Annotated in this window: 14 protein-coding genes; 5 read left to right on the top strand and 9 right to left on the bottom strand. The window is 72.4% G+C overall.

Annotated features, from left to right (window positions below; translation table 11 throughout):
- Window positions 1–82 precede the first annotated feature (82 nt).
- From GQQ92_RS02005 to GQQ92_RS01990, 4 genes are all read right to left on the bottom strand, one after another.
- Window positions 83–958 carry a glycosyltransferase family 2 protein gene (locus GQQ92_RS02005; RefSeq protein WP_156998122.1) on the bottom strand — a complete coding sequence of 292 codons (876 nt, stop codon included), beginning with the start codon at window positions 956–958 and terminating at the stop codon, window positions 83–85.
- A 46-nt stretch (window positions 959–1,004) separates the two neighbouring features.
- Window positions 1,005–1,814 carry a CDP-alcohol phosphatidyltransferase family protein gene (locus tag GQQ92_RS02000; RefSeq protein WP_156997555.1) on the bottom strand — a complete coding sequence of 270 codons (810 nt, stop codon included), beginning with the start codon at window positions 1,812–1,814 and terminating at the stop codon, window positions 1,005–1,007.
- Between the two features lie 5 nt (window positions 1,815–1,819).
- Complete coding sequence (locus tag GQQ92_RS01995; protein WP_232057434.1) at window positions 1,820–2,875, bottom strand: glycosyltransferase family 2 protein; 1,056 nt, start codon at window positions 2,873–2,875, stop codon at window positions 1,820–1,822.
- Window positions 2,876–3,022: 147 nt separating this feature from the next.
- Window positions 3,023–4,903, bottom strand: a complete 1,881-nt coding sequence (locus tag GQQ92_RS01990; RefSeq protein ID WP_156997554.1) for a S1C family serine protease — start codon at window positions 4,901–4,903, stop codon at window positions 3,023–3,025.
- 191 nt (window positions 4,904–5,094) lie between these two features.
- On the opposite strand from GQQ92_RS01990, the gene GQQ92_RS01985 reads away from it, so the two are divergent.
- From GQQ92_RS01985 to GQQ92_RS01975, 3 genes are all read left to right on the top strand, one after another.
- Entirely contained in the window at window positions 5,095–6,312 is a 1,218-nt protein-coding gene (locus GQQ92_RS01985; protein ID WP_232057433.1) for an aminotransferase class I/II-fold pyridoxal phosphate-dependent enzyme, read from the top strand.
- A gap of 96 nt (window positions 6,313–6,408) precedes the next feature.
- Window positions 6,409–6,870, top strand: coding sequence for a GNAT family N-acetyltransferase (locus tag GQQ92_RS01980; RefSeq protein WP_253820925.1), 462 nt, complete (start codon window positions 6,409–6,411; stop codon window positions 6,868–6,870).
- A gap of 4 nt (window positions 6,871–6,874) precedes the next feature.
- On the top strand, window positions 6,875–7,546 hold the full coding sequence (locus GQQ92_RS01975; RefSeq protein ID WP_156997552.1) for a methyltransferase domain-containing protein: 672 nt from the start codon (window positions 6,875–6,877) through the stop codon (window positions 7,544–7,546).
- Between the two features lie 78 nt (window positions 7,547–7,624).
- On the opposite strand, the gene GQQ92_RS01970 is transcribed toward GQQ92_RS01975, so the two are convergent.
- From GQQ92_RS01970 to GQQ92_RS01960, 3 genes are read right to left on the bottom strand one after another with little or no spacing between them, the layout of a single operon-like run.
- Entirely contained in the window at window positions 7,625–8,455 is an 831-nt protein-coding gene (locus GQQ92_RS01970; protein ID WP_156997551.1) for a carbon-nitrogen hydrolase family protein, read from the bottom strand.
- Between the two features lie 9 nt (window positions 8,456–8,464).
- Window positions 8,465–8,962: a ClbS/DfsB family four-helix bundle protein gene (locus GQQ92_RS01965; protein WP_156997550.1), complete on the bottom strand. Its 498-nt coding sequence runs from the start codon at window positions 8,960–8,962 to the stop codon at window positions 8,465–8,467.
- Between the two features lie 9 nt (window positions 8,963–8,971).
- Window positions 8,972–9,907: an SDR family NAD(P)-dependent oxidoreductase gene (locus GQQ92_RS01960; protein WP_197738032.1), complete on the bottom strand. Its 936-nt coding sequence runs from the start codon at window positions 9,905–9,907 to the stop codon at window positions 8,972–8,974.
- Window positions 9,908–10,140: 233 nt separating this feature from the next.
- Between GQQ92_RS01960 and helR the strand changes: the two genes are divergently transcribed.
- Together helR and GQQ92_RS01950 are read left to right on the top strand one after the other, a co-directional pair.
- The gene (helR, locus tag GQQ92_RS01955; protein ID WP_232057432.1) at window positions 10,141–12,390 is read left to right on the top strand and encodes an RNA polymerase recycling motor ATPase HelR; all 2,250 of its coding nucleotides are present in this window, start codon (window positions 10,141–10,143) and stop codon (window positions 12,388–12,390) included.
- Window positions 12,391–12,472: 82 nt separating this feature from the next.
- The gene (locus GQQ92_RS01950; protein WP_156997547.1) at window positions 12,473–13,636 is read left to right on the top strand and encodes an AI-2E family transporter; all 1,164 of its coding nucleotides are present in this window, start codon (window positions 12,473–12,475) and stop codon (window positions 13,634–13,636) included.
- Between the two features lie 72 nt (window positions 13,637–13,708).
- Here the strand turns inward: GQQ92_RS01950 and GQQ92_RS01945 are convergent, their stop codons facing one another.
- A complete protein-coding gene (locus GQQ92_RS01945; RefSeq protein WP_156997546.1) occupies window positions 13,709–17,446 on the bottom strand; it encodes a right-handed parallel beta-helix repeat-containing protein in 3,738 nt (1,245 codons plus the stop codon).
- A gap of 198 nt (window positions 17,447–17,644) precedes the next feature.
- Window positions 17,645–20,638, bottom strand: a complete 2,994-nt coding sequence (locus tag GQQ92_RS01940) for a DUF5979 domain-containing protein (RefSeq protein ID WP_156997545.1) — start codon at window positions 20,636–20,638, stop codon at window positions 17,645–17,647.
- Window positions 20,639–20,814 lie beyond the last annotated feature (176 nt).

Below are 20,814 nucleotides of genomic sequence, written 5' to 3'. Positions count from 1 at the left end.
AGGCGCCCCCGAGCGGATGCCTCGGAGCGGCGTCCGCCCGCACACCGATGGTCGATCGTTACGGGCGCCCGACTCACGCCGGTCAGACGACGGGCGGACGGCCGGCGCGGGCCATGCGCCACACGGTGCGCCAGGTCATGCACCGCCGCTCCCCGGGGTGCTCGCGCCAACCGGCACGCCAACCGCCGAACCAGGCCTTGAGCGCCGCGGGATTCCTCGCCCAGCGCAGGACCTGGATCGCGGTCCACGAGCCCACGTAGAGCGGCACGAGCACGTACGGGAGGTTGCGGCGCGCGAGCCACACGCGATTGCGCGCGTTGAGCCGGTAGTAGTAGGCGTGCCGCGCCGGATCGATGACCGGATGCCCCGCCTCGAGATCGCCCGCGTACCACGCGATGCGGCCGGTGTCCCAGACGCGCCAGGCGAGTTCGATGCCCTCGTGGGCGTAGAAGAACGGGTCGGCCCAACCGCCGGCCGCCTCGAACACGGCTCGCGGCAGGAGCACGGCGCCCTCCCAGCAGGAGAACACGGGCGAAGAGTGCGAGGCCTCGCCCTTGCGGATGCGCGGGATCCATCGTCGGGGCGAGACCAACCCGGTGGGGTCGACGACCCGGGGCTGGATGAGGCCGAGCTCGGGCCGGGCGGCGAGCATGCGGCATCCGTCGCTCAGGAAGGTTCCGCTCGGCAGGAACGCGTCGTCGTCGAGGAAGAAGAGCACGTCGCCCGCGACCTCGGGCACACCGCGGTTGCGGCCGGCCGGGATGCCGAGGTTCTCGGGCAGGTGCAGCGTCTTGACGCCGGCGGGCAGCGGCGGTTCGGCGGTCGCCGGATCCCACCCGTTGCCGACGCAGACCACGTCGACCTCGACGCCGACCTGATCGAGGACGCTGCGGATGCCGCGCGCGAGGTCGTCGGGACGCGTGCCCATGGTGAGCACCACGACACCGACCCGCGGCATCGCCCCTGCCGCTGGAAGCGCCGGCTCGGGGCGGTGGCCGGAGGCCTCAGGACCGGACACGGCGGGATGCCATGATCGCGACGAAATGCCCGAACACGGCGAGGATCGCGAGCGGGAGCAACGCCGAGAGCACGATGCGGTCGACGAGCGGCTGGCCGAACACGAGCCCCACGAGCGAGGCCGCGAACACGATGAGCGTCAGTTCGACCGAGTGGTAGAGGCGGTGGAACGGCACGAACCTCGCCGCCCTGCGGAGCTTGGCGACGAGGCCGCCGCGCGGCGCGCTCTCGCCGTGGGTGTCGGCCAGCTTCGAGAGGCCGGCGTTGGCCCGGGCGACGTGGACCATGTCGTTGAGCGCCTTGTTCAGCACGATCACGAGCGCGAGGAGCGCGGCGAGGGTGGTCCAGAGGAAGTCGGCCGGGAACTCGAGCGGGTACGCGGCCGCCCGGATGCCGAGCGCGAGCGGGATGAGCGCCTCGGTCGAGTAGTGGCCCACCTTGTCGAGGAACACGCCCGCCGGCGAGGAGGTGCGCCGCCACCGGGCGACCTCGCCGTCGCAGCAGTCGACGAGCATCTGCAGCTGCCCGAGCACGACCGCGAGCAGCGCCCCCCAGACCCCGGGGATGAGCAGGGCCGCCGCCGTCGACCAGCCGACGAGGATCATGATGCCGGTGACCCCGTTGGCCGAGATCGGCGTCTTCAGGAACCACCACGTCAGGTAGGGCGAGAACCGCCGCAGGTAGAGCGAGGCCGTCCAGTGCTCGGCGTTGCGCCGGCCGCGCACCTCGGGCGGCTGCGCGACGGCGCGGAGCTCCGCGATGCTCGCGGGCCTCCCGTGCGGGTCGATGCGCGACATCCGTGTCACCTTCCCGTGTGTTCGGCGATGTTGCTCGTCAGCGCGAGGTACCCCGGCACGAAACCGGCCCCCCAGAAGACGTGAATGCATGGCAAGACTACGAGAAACCAGAGCGCCGTGCGCACGCCGTGACCGCGCGCGTACAGCAGCGTCGCCGCGAGCACGAAGAGCAGGTAGACCGCCGGCACGGCGAACCCGAGCAGCAGCCAGGGCGTCGCCCCCAGCGCAGCCTGCACGAGCCCGAGCACGCCGACCACGAGGCCGAGGATCACGCCCACGACCATGACGGGGGGAACGAAGTACCGGATGCCGCTGGCGCCCGGGAACCGACGTGCGAGCTCGCCCCGCCAGAGGCCCGTCGAGAACATCTGCCTGGCCAGCCGTTCGAGCGTCGCACGCGGGCGGTACGTGACCGCGAGCTCGGGGGTGAACCACACGACCCCGCCGTCGGCCCGCAGGCGGCGGTTGAGCTCCCAGTCCTGACCGCGCTTGATGCCCTCGTCGAAGAGGCCCACCCGCAGCAGCGCCTCGCGACGGAACACGCCGAGGTAGACGGTGTCGGCCGGGCCCTCTTCGCCGCCGACGTGGAAGGAACCGCCGCCGAGGCCGACCTTCGTGGTGTAGGCGAGCGCGACCGCCTGCTGGAACGGCGTGATGCCCCTCGCGTCCATGATGCCGCCGACGTTGTCGGCGCCCGTGCGCTCGAGCACCTCGACCGCGACCCTGGCGTAGTGGGCCGGGAGCTTCGAATGCGAGTCGACGCGCACCACGACCGGGTACACCGCCGCCCGGATGCCGAGGTTCAGCCCGGCCGGCGTGGAACCCGCGGCGTTCTCGAGCACGTGGATGCGCGCGTCGCGCCCCGCGAGGTCTGCGACCAGCTCGTTGGTGCCGTCGATCGAGGGACCGAGTGCGATGAGCACCTCGACGGGGCCCTCGTAGTCCTGCGCGAGGATCGACTCGACGGCCTCGAGCACGTGCGAGGCGTCGTTGAGCACGGGCATCACGTAGGACACGCCGACGAGGGGCGAAGGGGTCGCCTCGTGGTGCTGCTCGGGCATGTTCCTCACTCGTGATCGGGTCGATCGAGCCTAGCAGCCGACGCCCGCCGTTCCCCGGCGGCGCGGGGCCCGCGACGGGCGGGAACGCGAACGGCGGTGCCGGCCCGCAGGGGCCGGCACCGCCGTTCGGATCGGTTCGCCGCGGGCTCAGCCCTCGAAGGTGCCGAGGGTGACCTCGGCGGTCTTCGACTCGCCGTCGCGCGTGTACGTGAGGCTCGCCTTCGCGCCGCCGGGCAGCGCCCGCACCTGCGCGGTGAGGTCGGTCTGGTCGGTGATCGGCACGCCGTTGAACTCGGTGATCACGTCGCCCTCCTGCAGGCCGGCGGCCGCGGCCGCCCCGCCCTCGACGGGCGCCTCGGCGATGAGGGCGCCGACGGTGTCGCTGCCCTGGGCCACCTCGGCCGAGGTCACCGAGGCGCCGAGCAGCCCGTGGGTCGCGGCGCCGTCGTCGATGATCTCTTCGGCGATGCGCTTGGCGAGGTTCGACGGCACGGCGAAGCCGACGCCGATGTTGCCGGACTCCGACGAGGAACCCGTCGAGAGGATCGCGACGTTCACGCCGATGAGCTTGCCGTCGGAGTCGAGGAGCGCGCCGCCCGAGTTGCCCGGGTTGATCGCGGCATCCGTCTGGATGACCGGCAGCGACACCTGGCTGGTCGCCGTCTGCTGCTGTCGCTGCTGCTGGCCGCCGTCGCTCCCGTCGCCGCCGTCGGGCAGGTCGAAGAAGAAGTCGAACGGGCTGTCGGATCCGCCGTCCTCGCCCTGGCCCCCGTCTTGGCCCTGACCGTCGGTCGAGTCGTCGGGCGTGCTCGGCGCGGCCGAGGAGGCGACGTCGATCGAGCGGTTGAGCGCGCTGACGATGCCGTTGGTCACCGTGCCCGAGAGGCCGAGGGGTGCGCCGATGGCGATCGCGGTGTCGCCCACGTTGAGCTCGTCGGAGTCGGCGAACTCGAGCGGGGTGAGGCCCGAGGCATCCGTCAGCTTGATGACCGCGAGGTCCGACAGGGGGTCGGTGCCGACGACGGTCGCCCCGTAGAGGTGACCGTCGGCCGTCTTGACCTGGATGCTCGGGTCGGAGATCTCGCCGTCGAGGGTGACCACGTGCGTGTTGGTCAGCACGTAGCCGTCGTCGGAGAGGATGATGCCCGAACCGGTGCCCGCGGCGCTGCTGCCCGCGACGGAGATCGTGACGACGCTCGGGCTCGCCTTGGCGGCCACGGCCGTGATCTGGTTCACCGAGTCGGTGTCGTTGACGACGATGTTCTGCGCGCTCGCGGTGTCGGAGGCGGTCGCGCCCCGGTCGTCGGAGTTGACGAGGGCGGTGATGCCCGCACCCGATGCGCCGCCGATGAGCGCGGCCGCCACGAGGGCTGCGGCGATGCCGAACCCGACGCGCTTCTTCGGCTGCTCCTGGCCGGCCACGCCCGGAGCCGTGGGCCCCGCGTTGTAGGGCGGCACGCCCGCGATGGGCTGCGTCGGCTGCGTCTCGCCCGGACGGGGACCGCCGAACGCCGGCGGGATCTGACCGGGCTGGGCCGGGGCCGCGTAGCCGGTCGCGACCGGCGCGGCGACGCCGGCCGCCGTCGCACCCGCGATGGGCGCGGTCGGAGCGGTCGGCGTCGCGGCGCGCACCGGAGCGGCCGGAGCCGAGGCGTAGGGCTGGGGGGCCTGGCCGGGCGTGTACACCGTTCCGGTCGCCTGCACCGGGGCGGGAGCGGCCGGAGCTGCGGGCGCAGCGGGAGCGGCGGGCGCGGCGTCGCTCACGGCGGCGGCAGGTGCGGCCGGGGCTGCGGGCGCGGCCGGGGCGGCGTCGCTCACGGGGGCCGCGTCGCTCACGGCGGCGGCAGGTGCGGCCGGGGCGGCCTCGGCCGCTGCGGGGGCGCCGGGAACTGCGGGCACGGCGCCGGTCGCGGGAGCGGCATCCGTCGTCGGTGCTGCCGCTGCTGCGGTGTCGGGCGCGGTGGGCGCAGCGTTCTCGGAGACGTTCTCGTGCTCAGGCTGCGTGGGGCCCTCGGTGCTGTCGGTCATGGTGTGCTCCTTCCAAGGCGAAGCCAGCTTCCCGCCGCAACCTGTGCGACGCATCGGCGAAGTCTGTGATCTTGCTATCCCCCGGCGGTGAAGGCCCCGAGTGCTCGAGAGACGAGGGCGAACCCCGCGGATTCCCGCCCGGGAACGCCGTGGGACAGCGTAGCGGCCGCACCCTGACATACGGTGTGAGCGTGACCGACTTCGACTCCGGATCCCGCCTCCGCCCGTGGCAGCGCACCGCGGCCGGCGCCGGGCTCCTCTCCCCCGACGGCGTCGTCGCCGCGACGATCTTCGCCGAGATGAGCGCGCTGGCCTCGCGCACGGACGCGATCAACCTCGGTCAGGGGTTCCCCGACGAGGACGGCCCGGCCGAGGTGCTCGAGGCGGCCATGCAGGCCATCGCCGACGGGGTGAACCAGTACCCGCCGGGGCCCGGCATGCCGGTGCTGCGCGAGGCGATCGCCCGCCATCAGCGGCGCTGGTACGGCATCGAGGCGGATGCGGCATCCGAGGTGCTCGTGACCGCGGGCGCGACCGAGGCGCTGGCGGCGACGATCCTCGCCCTGGTCGACGACGGCGACGAGGTCGTCACGTTCGAACCCTCCTACGACGCCTACGCGGCCCTCATCGCGCGTGCGGGCGGCGTGCACCGCACGGTCCCGCTGCGGTTCCCCGACTGGCGGCCCGATCCCGACGAGCTCACGGCGGCGATCGGCCCGCGCACCCGGCTCGTCATCGTCAACACCCCGCACAACCCGACCGGTGCCGTGCTCGACCGCGACACGCTCGGGCTCGTCGTCGAACTGGCCGAACGGCACGACGCGATCATCGTGACCGACGAGGTCTACGAGCACCTCGTGTTCGACGGCACGCACGTGCCGATCGCCGCGCTGCCCGGCGCCCGTGAGCGCACGGTGACGATCTCCTCGGGCGGTAAGACGTTCAGCACCACGGGGTGGAAGGTGGGCTGGCTCGTGGCCCCGGCGCACCTCGTCACGGCGATCCTCGCGGTGAAGCAGTACCTCACCTACGTCAACGGTGCGCCGTTCCAGCCGGCCATCGCCGCCGGGCTCGACCTGCCGGACCATGTCTTCGCGGATGCAGCGGCGAACCTCCGCGCCAAACGCGACGTGCTCGCAGCCGGGCTCGTCGCCGCCGGCTTCGAGATCTCGCTGCCCGCGGCGGGCTATTTCATCGTGGCGGACGCCGCTCCGCTCGGGTTCGACGACGGCGCCGAGCTCTGCCGTCGGCTGCCCGACCTCGCCGGGGTCGTCGGTGTGCCGATCTCGGCGTTCGTGCATCCGGAACGTCGCGACGCCACGCGGAGCCTCGTGCGCTTCGCGTTCTGCAAGCGCCTCGAGGTGCTGCAGGATGCCTCGGAACGCCTCGCAGCGCTCGGTGCGCGATGACGGCGAGCGGCACCCCCCGGGATCACGATCCGCCACGCGACCAGGCGGGATCTCGACCTGACCGAGTCGATCGAGAACGAGGCCGACGCCCTGCTCGTGGACCTGCTGCGCCCGGCGCAGTGGCGCCCCGCGCCCACGGGCCGCGAACGCGCGGCGCAGCGCGGCTTCACGCTCATGGCGATCGAGGAGGGCACCGAACGGGCCGTGGGCTTCGTGCACGTGCTCGAGGTCGGCGCCGTCGATCAGGGCGGCCTGGCGCACCTCGAGCAGCTCTCGGTGCTCCCCCATGTCGGCAGGCGCGGCCATGGCCGCCGTCTGGTCGAGGCAGCGGCCGAGGACGCTCGGCACCGGGGGTACGACCGGATGACGCTGCGCACCTTCGCCGACGTGCCGTGGAACGGCCCGTTCTACGCGACCTGCGGCTTCGTCGAGAGCGAACCGGACACGGACTTCCTGCGACAGCTCGTCGAGGTCGAGCGCGATCACCGGCTGGAATCGGCCAGACGTCGCATCCAGATGACCCGCGATCTCCGCGGTGCCGACCTGTCGGCGGGGTGAGCTGATGTCGGGGCACGACCGTGACGATCGCTGGAATCACAACATCGAGTACCACTCGATGCTGCTCGAGTGCGTGCCGGCCGGTGCCGCCTCGGCCCTCGACGTGGGAACCGGCAATGGGCTGCTCGCCATCGAGATGGCACGCATCGTGCCCGCGGTGACCGCGATCGACCTCGACGCGGCGGTGCTCGCCGAAGCCGAAGCCGAAGCCGAAGCCGAAGCCGAAGCCTCGGCCGGCATTGCGGCGATGGGCGGCGCCCACATCGCCTGGGTCGAGGGCGATATCATGCGGCATCCGTTCTCGGCCGCGTCATTCGACGTCGTCGTCTCGGTCGCGACGCTGCACCACTTCGACGATCCGGCGACGGCGCTCGAGAGGATGGCGGAGCTCACCGCACCGGGCGGCGTCGTGGCCGTCGTCGGACTCGCCCGCAGTGCCGGCTTCGTCGATCTGTGGTGGGAGGCGGTCGCCGTCTTCACCCATCGCGTGCGCCGCCGCGGCCGCACCGTCTGGGAGCACTCCGCGCCGACGCGATGGCCGCCGCCGCACACGTACGCGCAGATGCGCGACATCGCGCACGCCGCCCTCCCGGGCGCAAGGTTCCGGCGCCTCGCCCTGTGGCGCTACGCGATCGTCTGGCGCAAGCCGGGCACGCGCAGGACGCCCGCCACGTGAACGCGAGCGAGTACGACGAGCGTGCGGATCCAGAATGCGCGCGCTCGTCGCATTCGCTCGCGTTCGGGTCCGTTCGGGTCAGCGCGGCACGACGGCGAAGCGGCGCAGCACGAGCGCGGGGTTGACGCGGCGCACGGCGGCGATGCGCTCGGCCGAGACCCACGCGATCGCGACGTCCGCCACCTCGCCCACGGTCGCGAGCTCGACGCCCATGGGGTCGACGATCATGCTGTTGCCCGCACCGACGGGCGGCGCGTGGTCGGCCGCGGCGACGTACACCGTGTTCTCGAGCGCGCGCGCCGTGGTGAGCACGCGCCAGTGCGCCTCCTTCAGCGGTCCGCGCACCCACTCGGCCGGCATGCACACGACGTCGGCGCCGGCGTCGACGATGCGGCGCGTGACCTCGGGGAACCGCGCGTCGTAGCACGTCTGCAGGCCGAACCGCAGGCCGCCCGCCTCGAACAGCTCGGGCTCGCCGATGCCCCCGGGCGCGACCCAGTCGGACTCGCGCTGGCCGAACGCGTCGTAGAGGTGCAGCTTGCGGTACGTCGCCACGACTCCGGATGCCGGCGCCACGGCGACGACCGTGTTCGCGACGCGCGCCTCGCCGTCGAGTCGCTCGACCATGCCCGCCACGAGGTGCACGCCGAGGCGGTCCGCGAGCTCGGCGAGCGCGCGCGTGAACGGGCCGTCGACCGGTTCGGATGCCGCGTGCCACGAGGCATCCGGCTGGGGGGTGAAGTAACTCGAGTACTCGGGCAGCACGACGAGGCGGGCCCCGCGCGAGGCCGCCAGCTCGGCGAGGCGCGTGATCTCGGCCAGATTCGCCGCGACGTCGTCGCCCGGCGCGAACTGCGCGACCGCGACGCCGAACGCGGGCTGAGGGGTCTCGACCTGATCGGTGCTCATGCTGCGATGCTACGCACGTGCGGCGTCGAGCGTCTCGAGCGCCCACGCGTAGTGGCCGCCGAGGCATTCGTGCACGGGCTCGGCGAGCGGCCCGCCGAGCCACTCGTGGGCGGTGGGGTCGAAGAGGTCGTCGTCGCTCAGCGACTCGAGTCGGGCGAGCACGCTGATGTGGCTCTCGCGCAGCCGCTCGCGCGCGGTCGCGAGCGAACCGGTGCCGCGGTAGCGGTCGCGGAGCACCACGTTGAGCTCGTCGAGCTGCGCCCAGCTGTACCCCTCGGCCGGGTAGGAGACCGGCTTTCCGGCGCGTTCGGCGTCGAGCCAGCCGAGCAGCAGCAGGTGCCACGCGTGCAGGTGGTCGATGAGGTCGCGGATGTCGCGGTCGCGCCCGGCTCGCGGGAAGGGCGCCTCGCGCTCGGCCTTCGGAATGGACTCGATGGCCTCGTCGAAACGGTGGAATCCGCGAACGGCGGATGCCTCGAGCTGGACTCGGTTCGTCGGTACGGACATCTGCCCATGCTACGTCCGGCGGCCGAGGCGGCGCGGGGTCTCTCCCGCGGCGACGCGATCGGCGAGGTTCCACACGGCCGCGGCCGCCGCGGTGTCGTCGAGGCGCCGGAACCGCCGCACCTGCGTCGGCGGCCCCGAGAGGCGGAACGGGCCCGACGGTGCGACGAGCATGCCCGGGTCGGGGGTCGTCATGAGCGCGGAGAGCGCCGGGCGCGCGGCCTCGGCGGGGGTGCCGCCGAGTCGCCGGCTGATGCGGGCGCCTGGGCCGGGCGATCCACCCCGGAGCCCCGGCGCGATGCCGGTGTCGGGCACGATGCCGGGGTGGCACAGGCCGACGCGCAGCGCGTCGGCGCGCCGGCCGAGTTCGACGCCGAAGAGCCCGAGCGCGAGCTTGGACGCGCCGTAGGCGCGCAGCGGCGTGTAACGGTCGAGCTCGAGCGGGTCGTGCAGGTCGAGGCGGGCGTTCGCCACCGCCAGGCTCGTCTGCACGGCGACCCGCGCGCGCCCCGCGAGGAGCAGCGGCAGGATGCCGAGCACGAGCACGGCGTGCCCGAGGAAGTTCGTCTGGAAGTGCAGTTCGTAGCCGTCGACGCTGACATGCCGGAAGCGGTCGCCGAGCAGCACGATGCCGGCGTTCAGGACGAGGAGGTCGATGGGGCGCCCGTCGTCGCGGAGGCCGGCCGCCAGCGCGCGAACGGAATCGAGCCGCGCGAGGTCGAGCCGCATGCACTCGATCCGGGCGGAGGGGGCCCCTACACGGATGTCGGCCGCGGCGCGCGCACCGCGCTCCCGGTCCCGCACGGGCATGACGACCTCCGCACCGGCTCGGGCGAGCGCACGGGCGATCTCGAGCCCGATCCCGCCGCTCGCGCCGGTCACGAGGGCCCGAGTCGAGGAGAGGTCGGGCAGTCGGGCCGTGCGGTGTTCCCGGCGGAGGCCCGTCATGCCGCGCACCGGCCCTCGGCGGGCGAACCGCCGCGCTCGACCCCGAACGTCGGCTCCATGGCAGGAGCGTATCGGGGGTGCGCCGGGCGATGCCTCTGGGCTGGCCCTGAGGCGGCTGAGCAACTTCGGAGACGACGAAGGAGAGCACTCCCGTGCTCCCCCGCGGTTCCAGTTTAACGCCGGGACAGGGCCTTGCCGCAAGGCCCCCCTCGTGATGCAGAATGATCGTCCCGTTGCGGACCACCCGAGGAGAAACCCTGACCAACAGTGCATTCAACCTGCCCGAACGACTCGCCGCGAAGGCGGCGCCCGAGCTGATCGACGGCGACGAGGCGCACTTCAGCGCGATCGCCGCGACCGTCGGGCGCACGGTCGCCGAGACATCCGCCCGCCTCGACGAGGTGCGCCGCCTCCGCGGCGGACACGGCCAGCAGGCGCTCGACCGCGATCTCGAGGTGCACCGCCTGACCGGTCGCCTGCGCACGCTCCGCCGGTTCGGCCTCGACCTGTGCCTCGGGCGCATGGTGGACGGCGCAGCTGCGGGCGCCGGCGCGGCCGAGACCCCGGTCTACGTCGGCCGCGCCGGACTGACCGACGACGCAGGCGCGCGTCTGCTCGTCGACTGGCGCTCCCCCGCGGCGGAGCCGTTCTTCGGCGCCACCCACGGCGACCCGATGGGCCTGTCGAGCCGCCGCCGCTACCACTGGACCGCCGGGCGCGTCACCGACTACTGGGACGAGGTGTTCACCGACGACGGTCTGACGGGGCACGCCGCACTCGACGACCAGTCGGCGTTCATCGCGAGCCTCGGCGGCAGCCGCTCCGCGCGCATGCGCGACGTGCTCAGCACGATCCAGGCCGACCAGGACGCGATCATCCGGGCCGGGTCGCGTGGCGCCCTCGTGGTGGACGGCGGACCCGGCACCGGCAAGACGGTGGTCGCGCTGCACCGCACCGCGTACCTGCTCTACTCCGACCCGCGGCTCGGCCACCGACGCGGCGGTGTGCTCTTCGTCGGGCCCCATCAGCCGTACCTCGACTACGTCGCCGATGTGCTGCCGAGCCTCGGCGAGGAGGGCGTCGCCACCTGCACGCTGCGCGACCTCGTGCCGGAGGGCGCGCGGGCCGGCATCGAGCGAGACCCCGAGGTGGCCCGGCTCAAGAGCTCCGCGCGCCTCGTGCAGGCCGTCGAGGCGGCGGTGCGGCACCACGAGGCACCGCCGACGCGCGGGCTCACGGTCGAGTCGCCGTGGGCCGACGTCTGGCTCGACCCCGCCGACTGGGCCGAGGCCTTCGACGCGGCCGAGCCGGGCACGCCGCACAACGAGGCGCGCGGGCGCGTGTGGGAGGCCCTCATCGACCTCCTCGTCGACCACCACGACGAGGTCGGCGAGTCGGTCACCGAGGCGATGGTGCGAGGTGCGCTGCAGCAGGACGCCGAGCTGCGCACCGCGTTCAACCGCGCCTGGCCGCTCCTCGACCCGGCCTGCGTGATCGGCGACCTGTGGTCGGTTCCGGCGTACCTCGCGGCCTGCGCTCCGCACCTCACGCCCGCGGAGGTCGCCGCGCTGCAGCGCACCGACACCCGCGCGTGGACGGTGTCCGACCTGCCCTTGCTCGACGCCGCACGGCTGCGCATCGGCGACCCCGAGGCATCCGCCCGCCGCCGACGCCGGGAGGCCGAGGACGCGAGCCGGCGCGAGGAGATGTCCACCGTCATCGACCACCTCGTCGAGGCCATGCAGTTCGACGACGGCGAGGGGCTCTGGCGCATGCTGCAGGGCTCCGACGTGCAGCAGACGCTGCTCGAGAACACGGTCGGGTCCGCCGCCGACCCCGATGCGCTCGCCGGGCCGTTCGCGCACATCGTCGTCGACGAGGCGCAGGAGTTGACGGATGCGGAGTGGCAGATGCTGCTCGCCCGCTGCCCGTCGCGCAGCTTCACCGTCGTCGGCGATCGCGCGCAGGCCCGCCATGGATTCACCGAGTCGTGGACCGAGCGGCTCGCCCGGGTCGGACTCGATCGCGTCTCGATCGCGACGCTCGGCGTGAACTACCGCACCCCGGCCGAGGTCATGGAGGCGGCCGAGCCGGTGATCCGGGCCGCGCTGCCCGACGCGAACGTGCCGACCTCGGTGCGGCGCAGCGGCCTGCCCGTCATGCGCGGCTCGGCCGGCGAGCTCAGGCAGGTGCTGGCGCACTGGCTCGACGAGCACAACGAAGGGGTCGCCTGCGTGATCTCCGCGGATCCGGCGGGCAACGGGCATCTCCTCGGGGACGAGCCCGCGGATGCCTCGGCCGACCGCCCGCCGGCGCCGCCTCGCGTGCGGCGCCTGACGCCCGAGCTCGCGAAGGGGCTCGAGTTCGACCTCGTCGTGCTCGTCGACCCCGATCGGTTCGGCGACGGCGTCGAGGGGGCCGTCGACCGGTACGTGGCGATGACCCGGGCGACGCAGCAGCTCGTCGTCCTCACGAGCGGCTGAGCCACGAGGCATCCGCTCACGCCGCGTTCGCCCCCGAGTCAAGGGGTCGTCCCGTCACCGTCTCGGCCGGTAGCGTCGTCGTATGCCACTCTTCGGTCGCCGTGAGCCCCGCATCGTCCGCCTGCAGGACCCGACGGTCGCCGTGAAGCCCGACCGGGCTCCATGGAGCCTCTGGGCCGACGGCTTCGGCCGGCTCGCGATCAGATCGGTGCAGGCGATCATCGTGGTCGCGATCGCCGCCGGCATCATCTTCGTCATCCAGTCGCTCACCCTGGTCACCATCCCGCTCGTGCTCGCGCTCATCTTCGCGAGCGCCTTCGCCCCCGCGATGAGCTGGATGCGCTCCCGCGGGGTGCCGTCGGTGCTGGCGACCCTGATCACGCTGCTCGTGACGGTGGCCCTGCTCACCGGGCTCGGCTGGCTCATCGTGTGGGCCGTGCGCGACCAGTGGGACGAGCTGTACGGCCAGGCGCAGGAGGGCTTCGCCTCGTTGTCAGAATGGGCGCACCAACTTCCGTTCTTCCCGACCCCCGAGCAGCTCGACGACTGGATCGGGCAGGTCACCGATTTCCTGACGAGCGCGCAGTTCGGCTCGGGGGCGATCGCGGGCGTCGGCGCAGTGGCGACCTTCATCACCGGGTTCGTGCTGCTCGTGACGATCCTGTTCTTCTTCCTGAAGGACGGCCCGCAGATGTGGGAGTTCGTGCTGCGCCCGTTCACCGGCGAGAACTACGCTCGGGCGCGCCGCGTCGGCGACAAGACTATCTCGACGCTCGGCTCCTACGTGCGGGGCACGGCGGCGGTGGCGCTGGTCGACTCGATCGGCATCCTCGTCGGGCTGCTGATCCTGCAGGTCCCGCTCGCGATCCCGCTCGCGGTGCTCGTGTTCATCCTCGCGTTCATCCCGATCGTCGGCGCGACGCTCGCCGGCATCCTCGCGGCCCTCGTCGCGCTCGTCTCGAACGGCCTCGTGAACGCGCTCATCGTCGTGGGCGTGGTCGTGCTGGTGAATCAGCTCGAGGGCAACTTCCTGCAGCCGGTGCTCATGGGCCGCACGATGAAGCTGCACGCCTTCGTCATCCTCGTCGCCCTGACCGTCGGCACCGCGCTCGGCGGCGTGCTCGGCGCCGTGCTGGCGGTGCCGATCACGGCCGTCGCATGGGGCGTCGTGCAGGTCTGGGACGGCCCCGGCCTGCCCGCGCGGTGGGCGAGGGCCAAGCCCGTCCCGCCGATCCGCGTGCGCTGACGGCCCGCGAACGGTCGCTCGAACGGCCGGAGGGGCCCGCCCATCGGCGAGCCCCTCCGGCGTCGATGCGGTTCAGCCGCGGCCGAACAGCTTCGTCAGCCAGTCGACGATGGCCGAGATGACCCGCACGATCACCTGCGCGACCGTGCGCTGCTTCTCGACGACCACGGCGTCGGATGTCGCGACCACGGGCTCCTGCCCCGGCACCGTCGCCGTGACCTCCACCGACAGGGCGTGGCCGACGTCGGAGCCCCGCACCTTGTACTCGGGTCCGACGCCCTTGGCGCCCTTCACGGGCTCGCCGTCGATCAGCCAGCGGAAGGCGAACGTCGCGTCGTCGTGCGACCAGGTGCCGGGGTCTGCGCTCACCCGCTCGCCCTTCACGACGTCGCCGACGATGCTCGGCGCCTCGAGGTTCTCGAGCGGCACCGTGACCTCGGGCAGCACCTCGAGGTCGGTCGGCTCCCCGATCGCTGAGAGGCGCGCGCCGGTGTCGGCCGGCGCGGCATCCGTCAACTCGAGCAGGCCGTGCAGGTCGATCGAGCCGTCGGCCGCGATCGTGGGCCGAATGCCGTCGAGGTCCGTCGACTCGAACCAGCCCGCATCGACGGGCGAGACGCCGCCGAGGTTCCACACGTTCGTCGGGTCGGTCAGCAGCGTGGTGTCCGCCTGCTTCAGGCCCAGCACGTCGAGCGACGGCGACTGCCACGACAGCACGCCGGTCGCCCGGTAGTCGGTCGTGCTCGCGTTCGTCTCGAGTCGCACGCCGCGGTCGTTGCCGACCGAGGTGACACGCTCGAGCCGCACGTTCGGGCCCGAGTTCGACGTCACCCCGGTGCCGAGGTTGCCGAAGCTGACCGAGTTGCGCAGCAGGTGGTCGCCGGGCATCGACTCGCCGCCCAGCTTGAACCCGTTGCCCTCGCCGGTGAACGACGTGTCGCCCGAGACCCAGCCGTTGTCATAGGCGACCGAGTCCTCGATCACGACCGTGCCGATGGGGCCGGTCGTCGACTTCGCGTAGAGGTCCCATCCGTCGTCGATGTTGTTGTAGGCGATGTTCGAGCGGAACACGTTGCCCTCGCCCACCGTGAGCTTCGCGGCGAAGCCGTCGGCGTCGTTGCCGCCGACGTCCATGTTGTCGTGCGACACCGACGAGACGACGAGGTTGTTCGTCGGCCAGAGCGCGGGCGGCTCGCTCTCGGAGCCCGAGATCTGGATGCCCGTGTCCTGGTTGTGGTGCGACTCGACGCGCTCGACGATGTTGTGGTTGCCCGAGACGAGCATCGGCTTCTGCTTGTTCGCCGAGCCGGTGATCTCCAGGTTGTACACGTGCCACCAGTCACCGCGCAGCACCAGCCCGCCGTCGGGCGAGCCGGTCAGGTCGAGCACGGCCCGCGTGCGCGGTTCGCTCATGATCGTGATCGGCGCATCCTCGGTGCCGTTGTGGCCGCGATCGGCGACGATCTTGCGGTCGAGCGCGTACACGCCACCCGCCAGCACGACCTGCTGGCCGGGCTGGGCGAATCCGACCGCGGTACGCAGGTCGAGCGGCGACGCGGTCGTGCCGTCGCCGTCGGGCGTGCCGTCGGGGGCGACCCTGATCGACTGCCCCGGCTCGCCGAACGAGGCGACCGTGACCGTGAACGGCTCGTCGACCGGCTCGGTCGACGAGATCGCCTCGTACTCGCCGAGCTGCGGCTGCTCGGCCGACGGCAGCAGCCGTGCGGTGAGCTCGTTCGCGCCGGGCTGCAGGGCGACGGGAACGAGCGTCCGCTCGCCCGGGGCGAGGGCGATGCCGTCGACGAGCACATCGCCCGCGGCACCCAGGATCTGACCGGTGCCGTGCATGTTCGACACCAGCGGCACGTCGAGGCTCGACGCCGGCGTCGTCGACGTCACATCGACCGACAGGGTCGGGTCGATGAGCTTCGTGGGCGGCGGCACCGCGGCGTCGTCGTCTTCGGGCCGGATCGTGGTGAACTCCCAGTCGGTGACCGTCACCTGGATCTTGCGCGCGACCGCCATGCCCACGTACAGCACGTCGGGGTTCTGCTGCTCGAGCAGGTCGGGGTCGTAGTCGATGACCTCGAGCACCTCGTCGCCGCGGTGCCAGACCGCGTGGTATCCGGTGTTCGACCTGCGCAGGCTGAGCTCGTACTCGTCGCCGTTCGCGAATTTCGGCGCCGAGACATCCGGCCGCCAGTTCGGGTCGAACTCGGCGGAGTCGCTCGCGTCGCGCGTACCGGCGGTGTTGTCGGTCGTGGCGCCCGTGTAGCCGGTGACGAGGCGGCCGCCGGGCGTGCCGTCGTGCCACTGCCCCGCCTCGGTGCCGTAGTTGTACCGGGTGAGGAGCGCCCCCGCCGAGTTGAAGTAGCGTGCGGCCGAGACGCCGGGCACGAGATCGTCGACGGCGATCACGCCGAAGCCCGACTGCGCGTCCTTGAGCGCCGCGTCGTCGACGTGGAAGGTCGCCGTGAGGGTGAAGTTCTCGGTCGCCGGATCGACGGCCGTGTAGTAGTACTGGAACCCGTCTTCGGAGGTCGCGATCTTCGTGGAGCTCGCGCGGGCGTCGAACGTGATCGACCCGTCGGCGTTCTCGGTGACCTGCCCCCCGGAGTTCGCGTTCGAGCCGATCTCGGCGATCTGCCAGCGCTCGACCTCGCCCGCCACCTCGACGGTGAACGGCGCGCCCGTGGATGTGTCGTCGCCCCGATGTGCGAGCACGCGCATCTGGTAGGTCGCGCCGGGCGTGAGGCCGGTGACATCGGCCGTCGCGCCGGTGAGCCCGTCGAGCGCCGTCGTGAACGGGGAGCCCGCCACGCTCGTCTCGATCGAGTACGTCTCGGCCTCGGCGACCTCGGACCACGTGAGGCTCACGGTCGCGGCGCCGCCGGCGACCGCGGTCGTGAGCGCCCCCGTGATCTCGGCGGGCGCGAGCGGCAGGGAGAACCCTGCGACGGCGGCGCGCGCCGAGGCGATCGGCGAAGCCTCGCCGGCGCGGGTCAGCCGCACCTCGACCTCGTAGTCGCCGGATGCCGGCGGCGTGAGCTCCAGCGTGCCGCCGACGCCGTCGGTCGCGGCGAGGGTCTGGTCTGCGACCGCCCCCGTGCTGTCGAAGAGCGTGGCGTAGACGACGTCGCCGCCGTCGGCGCCGAGCACTCCCGTATACGAGACCTGGAGCCGGCTCGGATCGATCGGGTCGGTCGCGACCGCGTCGATGGTCGGAGCGGCGACGTCGGTCCAGTCGCCGCGGGTCTCGGGCGCGAAGTCGCCGAGCTGGGCGGCGTAGACGTTCACGCCCGAGCTCGGCGAGGCGAGCCAGTACTCGCCCGCGGCGAGGACGTCCAGGGTCGCGGTCTCGACGGCCTCTGTGCCGTCATCGGCGAGCGACGGGATGCGCCCGACCTCGCCGCCCGCGTTGTACAGCGCGAGCGCACGGTCCGCCGTGGCGCTGCCGCTGCGGGTGTTGACGTGCAGTTCGGTGGGCACGTCGGCATCGGAGACGGTGAAGTGCAGCGAGCGGGATGGGCCCGTGCCCGATCCGTTGAGCTTGATGCGCTGGGTGAACTCCTCGCCGCGGTCGGAGATGCGCGCGTGGGCGTCGACCGTGACGTTCTTGCCCGGTGCGGCCCAGATGCTGAAGTCGGTGCCGGTTTCGGTCACGGCGACGTAGTCGCGGGCTTCCAGGCTGTTCGCGTTCAGGGCCGTGTCGGGGCCGATCGCGACGGCCGCCACCGCCCCGGTCATGGTGAGGGCCGCGGCGGTCACGACCGCCAGCGACACGCGGATGGATGGTCTGAGCAGGGACATGGATCTCCTCGTCGAGATGCGCACCGCGCGACGTCGAACGGTGCGAGAAAGCGGTTTCTGAAGCCCGTCAGCTCCGACGGTAATCGCTTTCCGATTGCGAGGCAAGAGTCGGACGCCCCTGAGCGCTGCTCATCGCACGGCGAAACGCCCCGTGCCGGTCGACCGGCACGGGGCGTCGCACATCGTTCGCGACCGACCTCAGTCGCGTCGAGCCGTTCGGCGGCGCAGACGGCTCAGCACGATCGCGGCACCGCCGACGAGCACGGCGAGGATCGCCGCCAACGGCGCGGCGCCCGCGTCGAAGCCGGTCGACGGCAGATGCGGATGCGTCGTCGTCGCCGTGTTCTGCAGGCCGACCGCGACACTCGCCCCGGCGCCGACCGTGATGGTCGGGTCGTCGGTCGTCACGCCGTCGATCTGCCACACGGGCGAGCCCCACTCGACACCGTCGATCGCGGGAGGAGTCGCCTCGCTGAACTCGACCGTCGCGCCGACCGGGACGTCGGCCACCGCGGTCGCCTCGCCGAGGGCGAGCACCAGCGTCTGCTCGGCGCCGCCGTTGACGCGGTAGGTCACCGTGAACTCGGTGCCGTCGGGCACGAGGTCTGCAGTCTCACCGGTCACGGTCTTGGTGATCGTGAACCCGCCGGGAGCGAGGTCGGCGGTGTTGTCGAGTTCCAGCGCGACCGTCGTTCCGGTCGCGGGCACGAATGACACCCAGCCGTCGTCGTCAGGGGTCTGCACGACACCGTCGATCGTCCACGTCGGCTCGCCCCAGGCCACCCCCGGGATCGCCGGCGGGGCGGTCTCCCGCACGGACACCGGGATGCCGGTCGGCAGCCCCTCGGCGGTGACCAGGGTGCCCGCGACGAGTTCGGCGGTCTGCACCGGACCGTTCGACACGCGGTACTCGATCGGGAACGAGGTGTCCGCCGGCACGAGGTCGGAACCGTCGCCCGACACTGTCTTCAGCGCGGTCAGCGAACCGAAGCCATTGGCGGTGTTCGTGAGCGACAACGCCACGGTGGCGCCCGGCTGCACGACGAATGTGATCGCGCCCGAGGCATCCGGGGTCTGCGGGGTGCCGTCGACGGTCCAACCCGGCGTGCCCCATTCGATGCCGGGGAGCACCGGCAGGTCGTCCTCGCGCACGGTCACGACCGTGCCCGCGGGCAATGCGTCGAACGTCACGGTCTGATCGATCGGGATCTCGAGCGTCTGCTCGGCCCCGCCGTCGAGGGTGTAGACGATCGGGAACGTCGTGTCGTCGGGGACGAGCGAACTCGCATTGCCGACCACGCTCTTCGAGATCGCCGCCCAGCCGACGGCCTGCGCCGTGTTCGCGAGTTCGAGCGAGATCGACTCGTCGCCGATCAGGGTGAAGGAGACCGCGCCGCTCTCGTCGGGGGCCACGGGTTCTCCGCCGACCGTCCAGGCGGGCTCGCCCCAGCTCACCCCTTCGACGTCTGGCAGTCCGGACTCGTCGATCGTGATGACGTCGCCCGCCGCGAGCCCGTCGACCATGGCGGGTTCCTCGGGCAGGACGGTCAGGTCGATCGGGTCGCCGCCGTTCACCGTGTACTCGAGCGTGAACTCCGCGTCGGACGGCACGATCGTCGCGCCGGAACCGGTCACGGCCTTGGTGACGTTGAATCCGGCGGGCATGGTCTCGGCGGTGTCGGTCACGGTCAGGCTGAACGACGGATGGGTCGCGTCGATCACGAACGTCGTGTCGCCGCTCCAGGTGACGTCGGTCCACGCGAGCTCGGGCGGGAGCACGTCGTCGCTCGGCGCGATCTCGACGAGCGTCACCCGGGTGCCGAACGGGAAGTCGTCGGCGGGCGACGCGGGCGTGCCGTCGGGGTTCAGTGCGAGTACCCCGGTCGCCACGGTGCCTCCGGGTTCGAGGGCGACGTAGCGCACCTGGAACGCGGTGCCGTCGGCGAGGTCTGCGGCGTCGACGCCCGAGAGCTCCTTGGCCACCGAGAACGTGCCGGCGTCGAGCGGTGCGTCGCAGGGCAGCGACCCGGCGAACAGGTACGAGTGCACCTCACCGCCCTCGAATGTGAGTGCGTCCGCGAGGATCTGGCCGTCCCACGGCTCGGCGACCACGTCGAGACGCGCGTCGGGAGCGTAGATCGACCCGTCGCCGCGGCCGCCGGTCTCGATGTCGACCGTGCCGGTGACCTGCGACAGATCCCACAGCACGTACGGCGAGTAGGTGCCCTGCGGGTCGATGCCGGGAGGCATGATGCTCGTCGTGCCGGGCGAGACGTGGATGATGAGCGGGTTCGACGGCCCGGGCGCGCCGTCGGAGAACTGCAGCTGACCCGCGCCGGCGATGTCGTCGTATTCGACGATGTTGGGCTGATCGGGAGCGAGCGGCCCGAGCACGACGCGGTCGCCCGCGTCCTCGATGACCGACACGGGGTACCCGATGCCGGTCGACGGGTCGGCGATGTCGGCGAGGCACTGCGTGATCTCGGCCTCGTTGGCGTCGGCATCGGCCTGCACGTAGCGCGCGACGATCTCCTGCGTGCTGGACCCGGTGTTGTCGTAGGTGTAGATGCTGCCGTTGCCGGCCGACGTCGCGGGCGGTGCCGCGTCGTCGGGATACGTCTGGTTCTCGGCGTCGATGAGCGGCGGGTCGTCGCTGCCTGTGCTCAGCGCGTACCGCAGCCAGTCGCCCCGGGTGAAGCTGACGAACGGCTCGTCGCGGTCGACGATCTTCAGGTCGCCGAACTGCGACGGCTCGGTCGCGCCCGTGTTCGTGATCTGCACGCGCCCGAAGTTGTTGGTCGGGTTCGAGGCGTACGCCCCGATGAGCACGCGCGTCGGGTCACCGTCGACCGTCGGCAACGTGTACGCACCGGTGCCCGCGATGACGTGCGCGAACTGGTACTGCGCGGTCTGGGTGACGCGGAGGCGGTCGCCGACGGCGATGCTGCCCTCGAACTCGGTGTTGGCGAGGGTGGCGTCCTCTTTCGCGTACACGGTGAAACCGCCCGCGAGGCTCAACGGGTTGACCGAGGACTTGCCGGCGAGCGCGGCCGGCGCAGCACGGACGACGGATGCCGCGGGCGCGGCCTCTGCGGGCGCCGACGAGGCGGGCGCCACCGCCGACGCGCCTGCCGCGAGCACGAGCATGCCCATCGCGGCGACGAAGCCGTTCCACCGTCTGCTGCTGCCCACACGGGCCCCCTCACGCTGTGATCGCCCGCACGGACGGCGCACCGCCGCTCGCTGTGCCGGTGCGACGGGTACGCATGATGACACTCTCCGAAGAGACTACCGGCTCGCCGGGGCCGCGGACAGCCTGCAGCCCCGCGAAACGCACGGTACACGGCGCACGACACTCGGCGCCTCCG

It is taken from the genome of Agromyces terreus (assembly GCF_009749465.1).
Lineage (GTDB): Bacteria > Actinomycetota > Actinomycetes > Actinomycetales > Microbacteriaceae > Agromyces > Agromyces terreus.
This window is presented reverse-complemented; position numbering and strand designations above follow the sequence as displayed.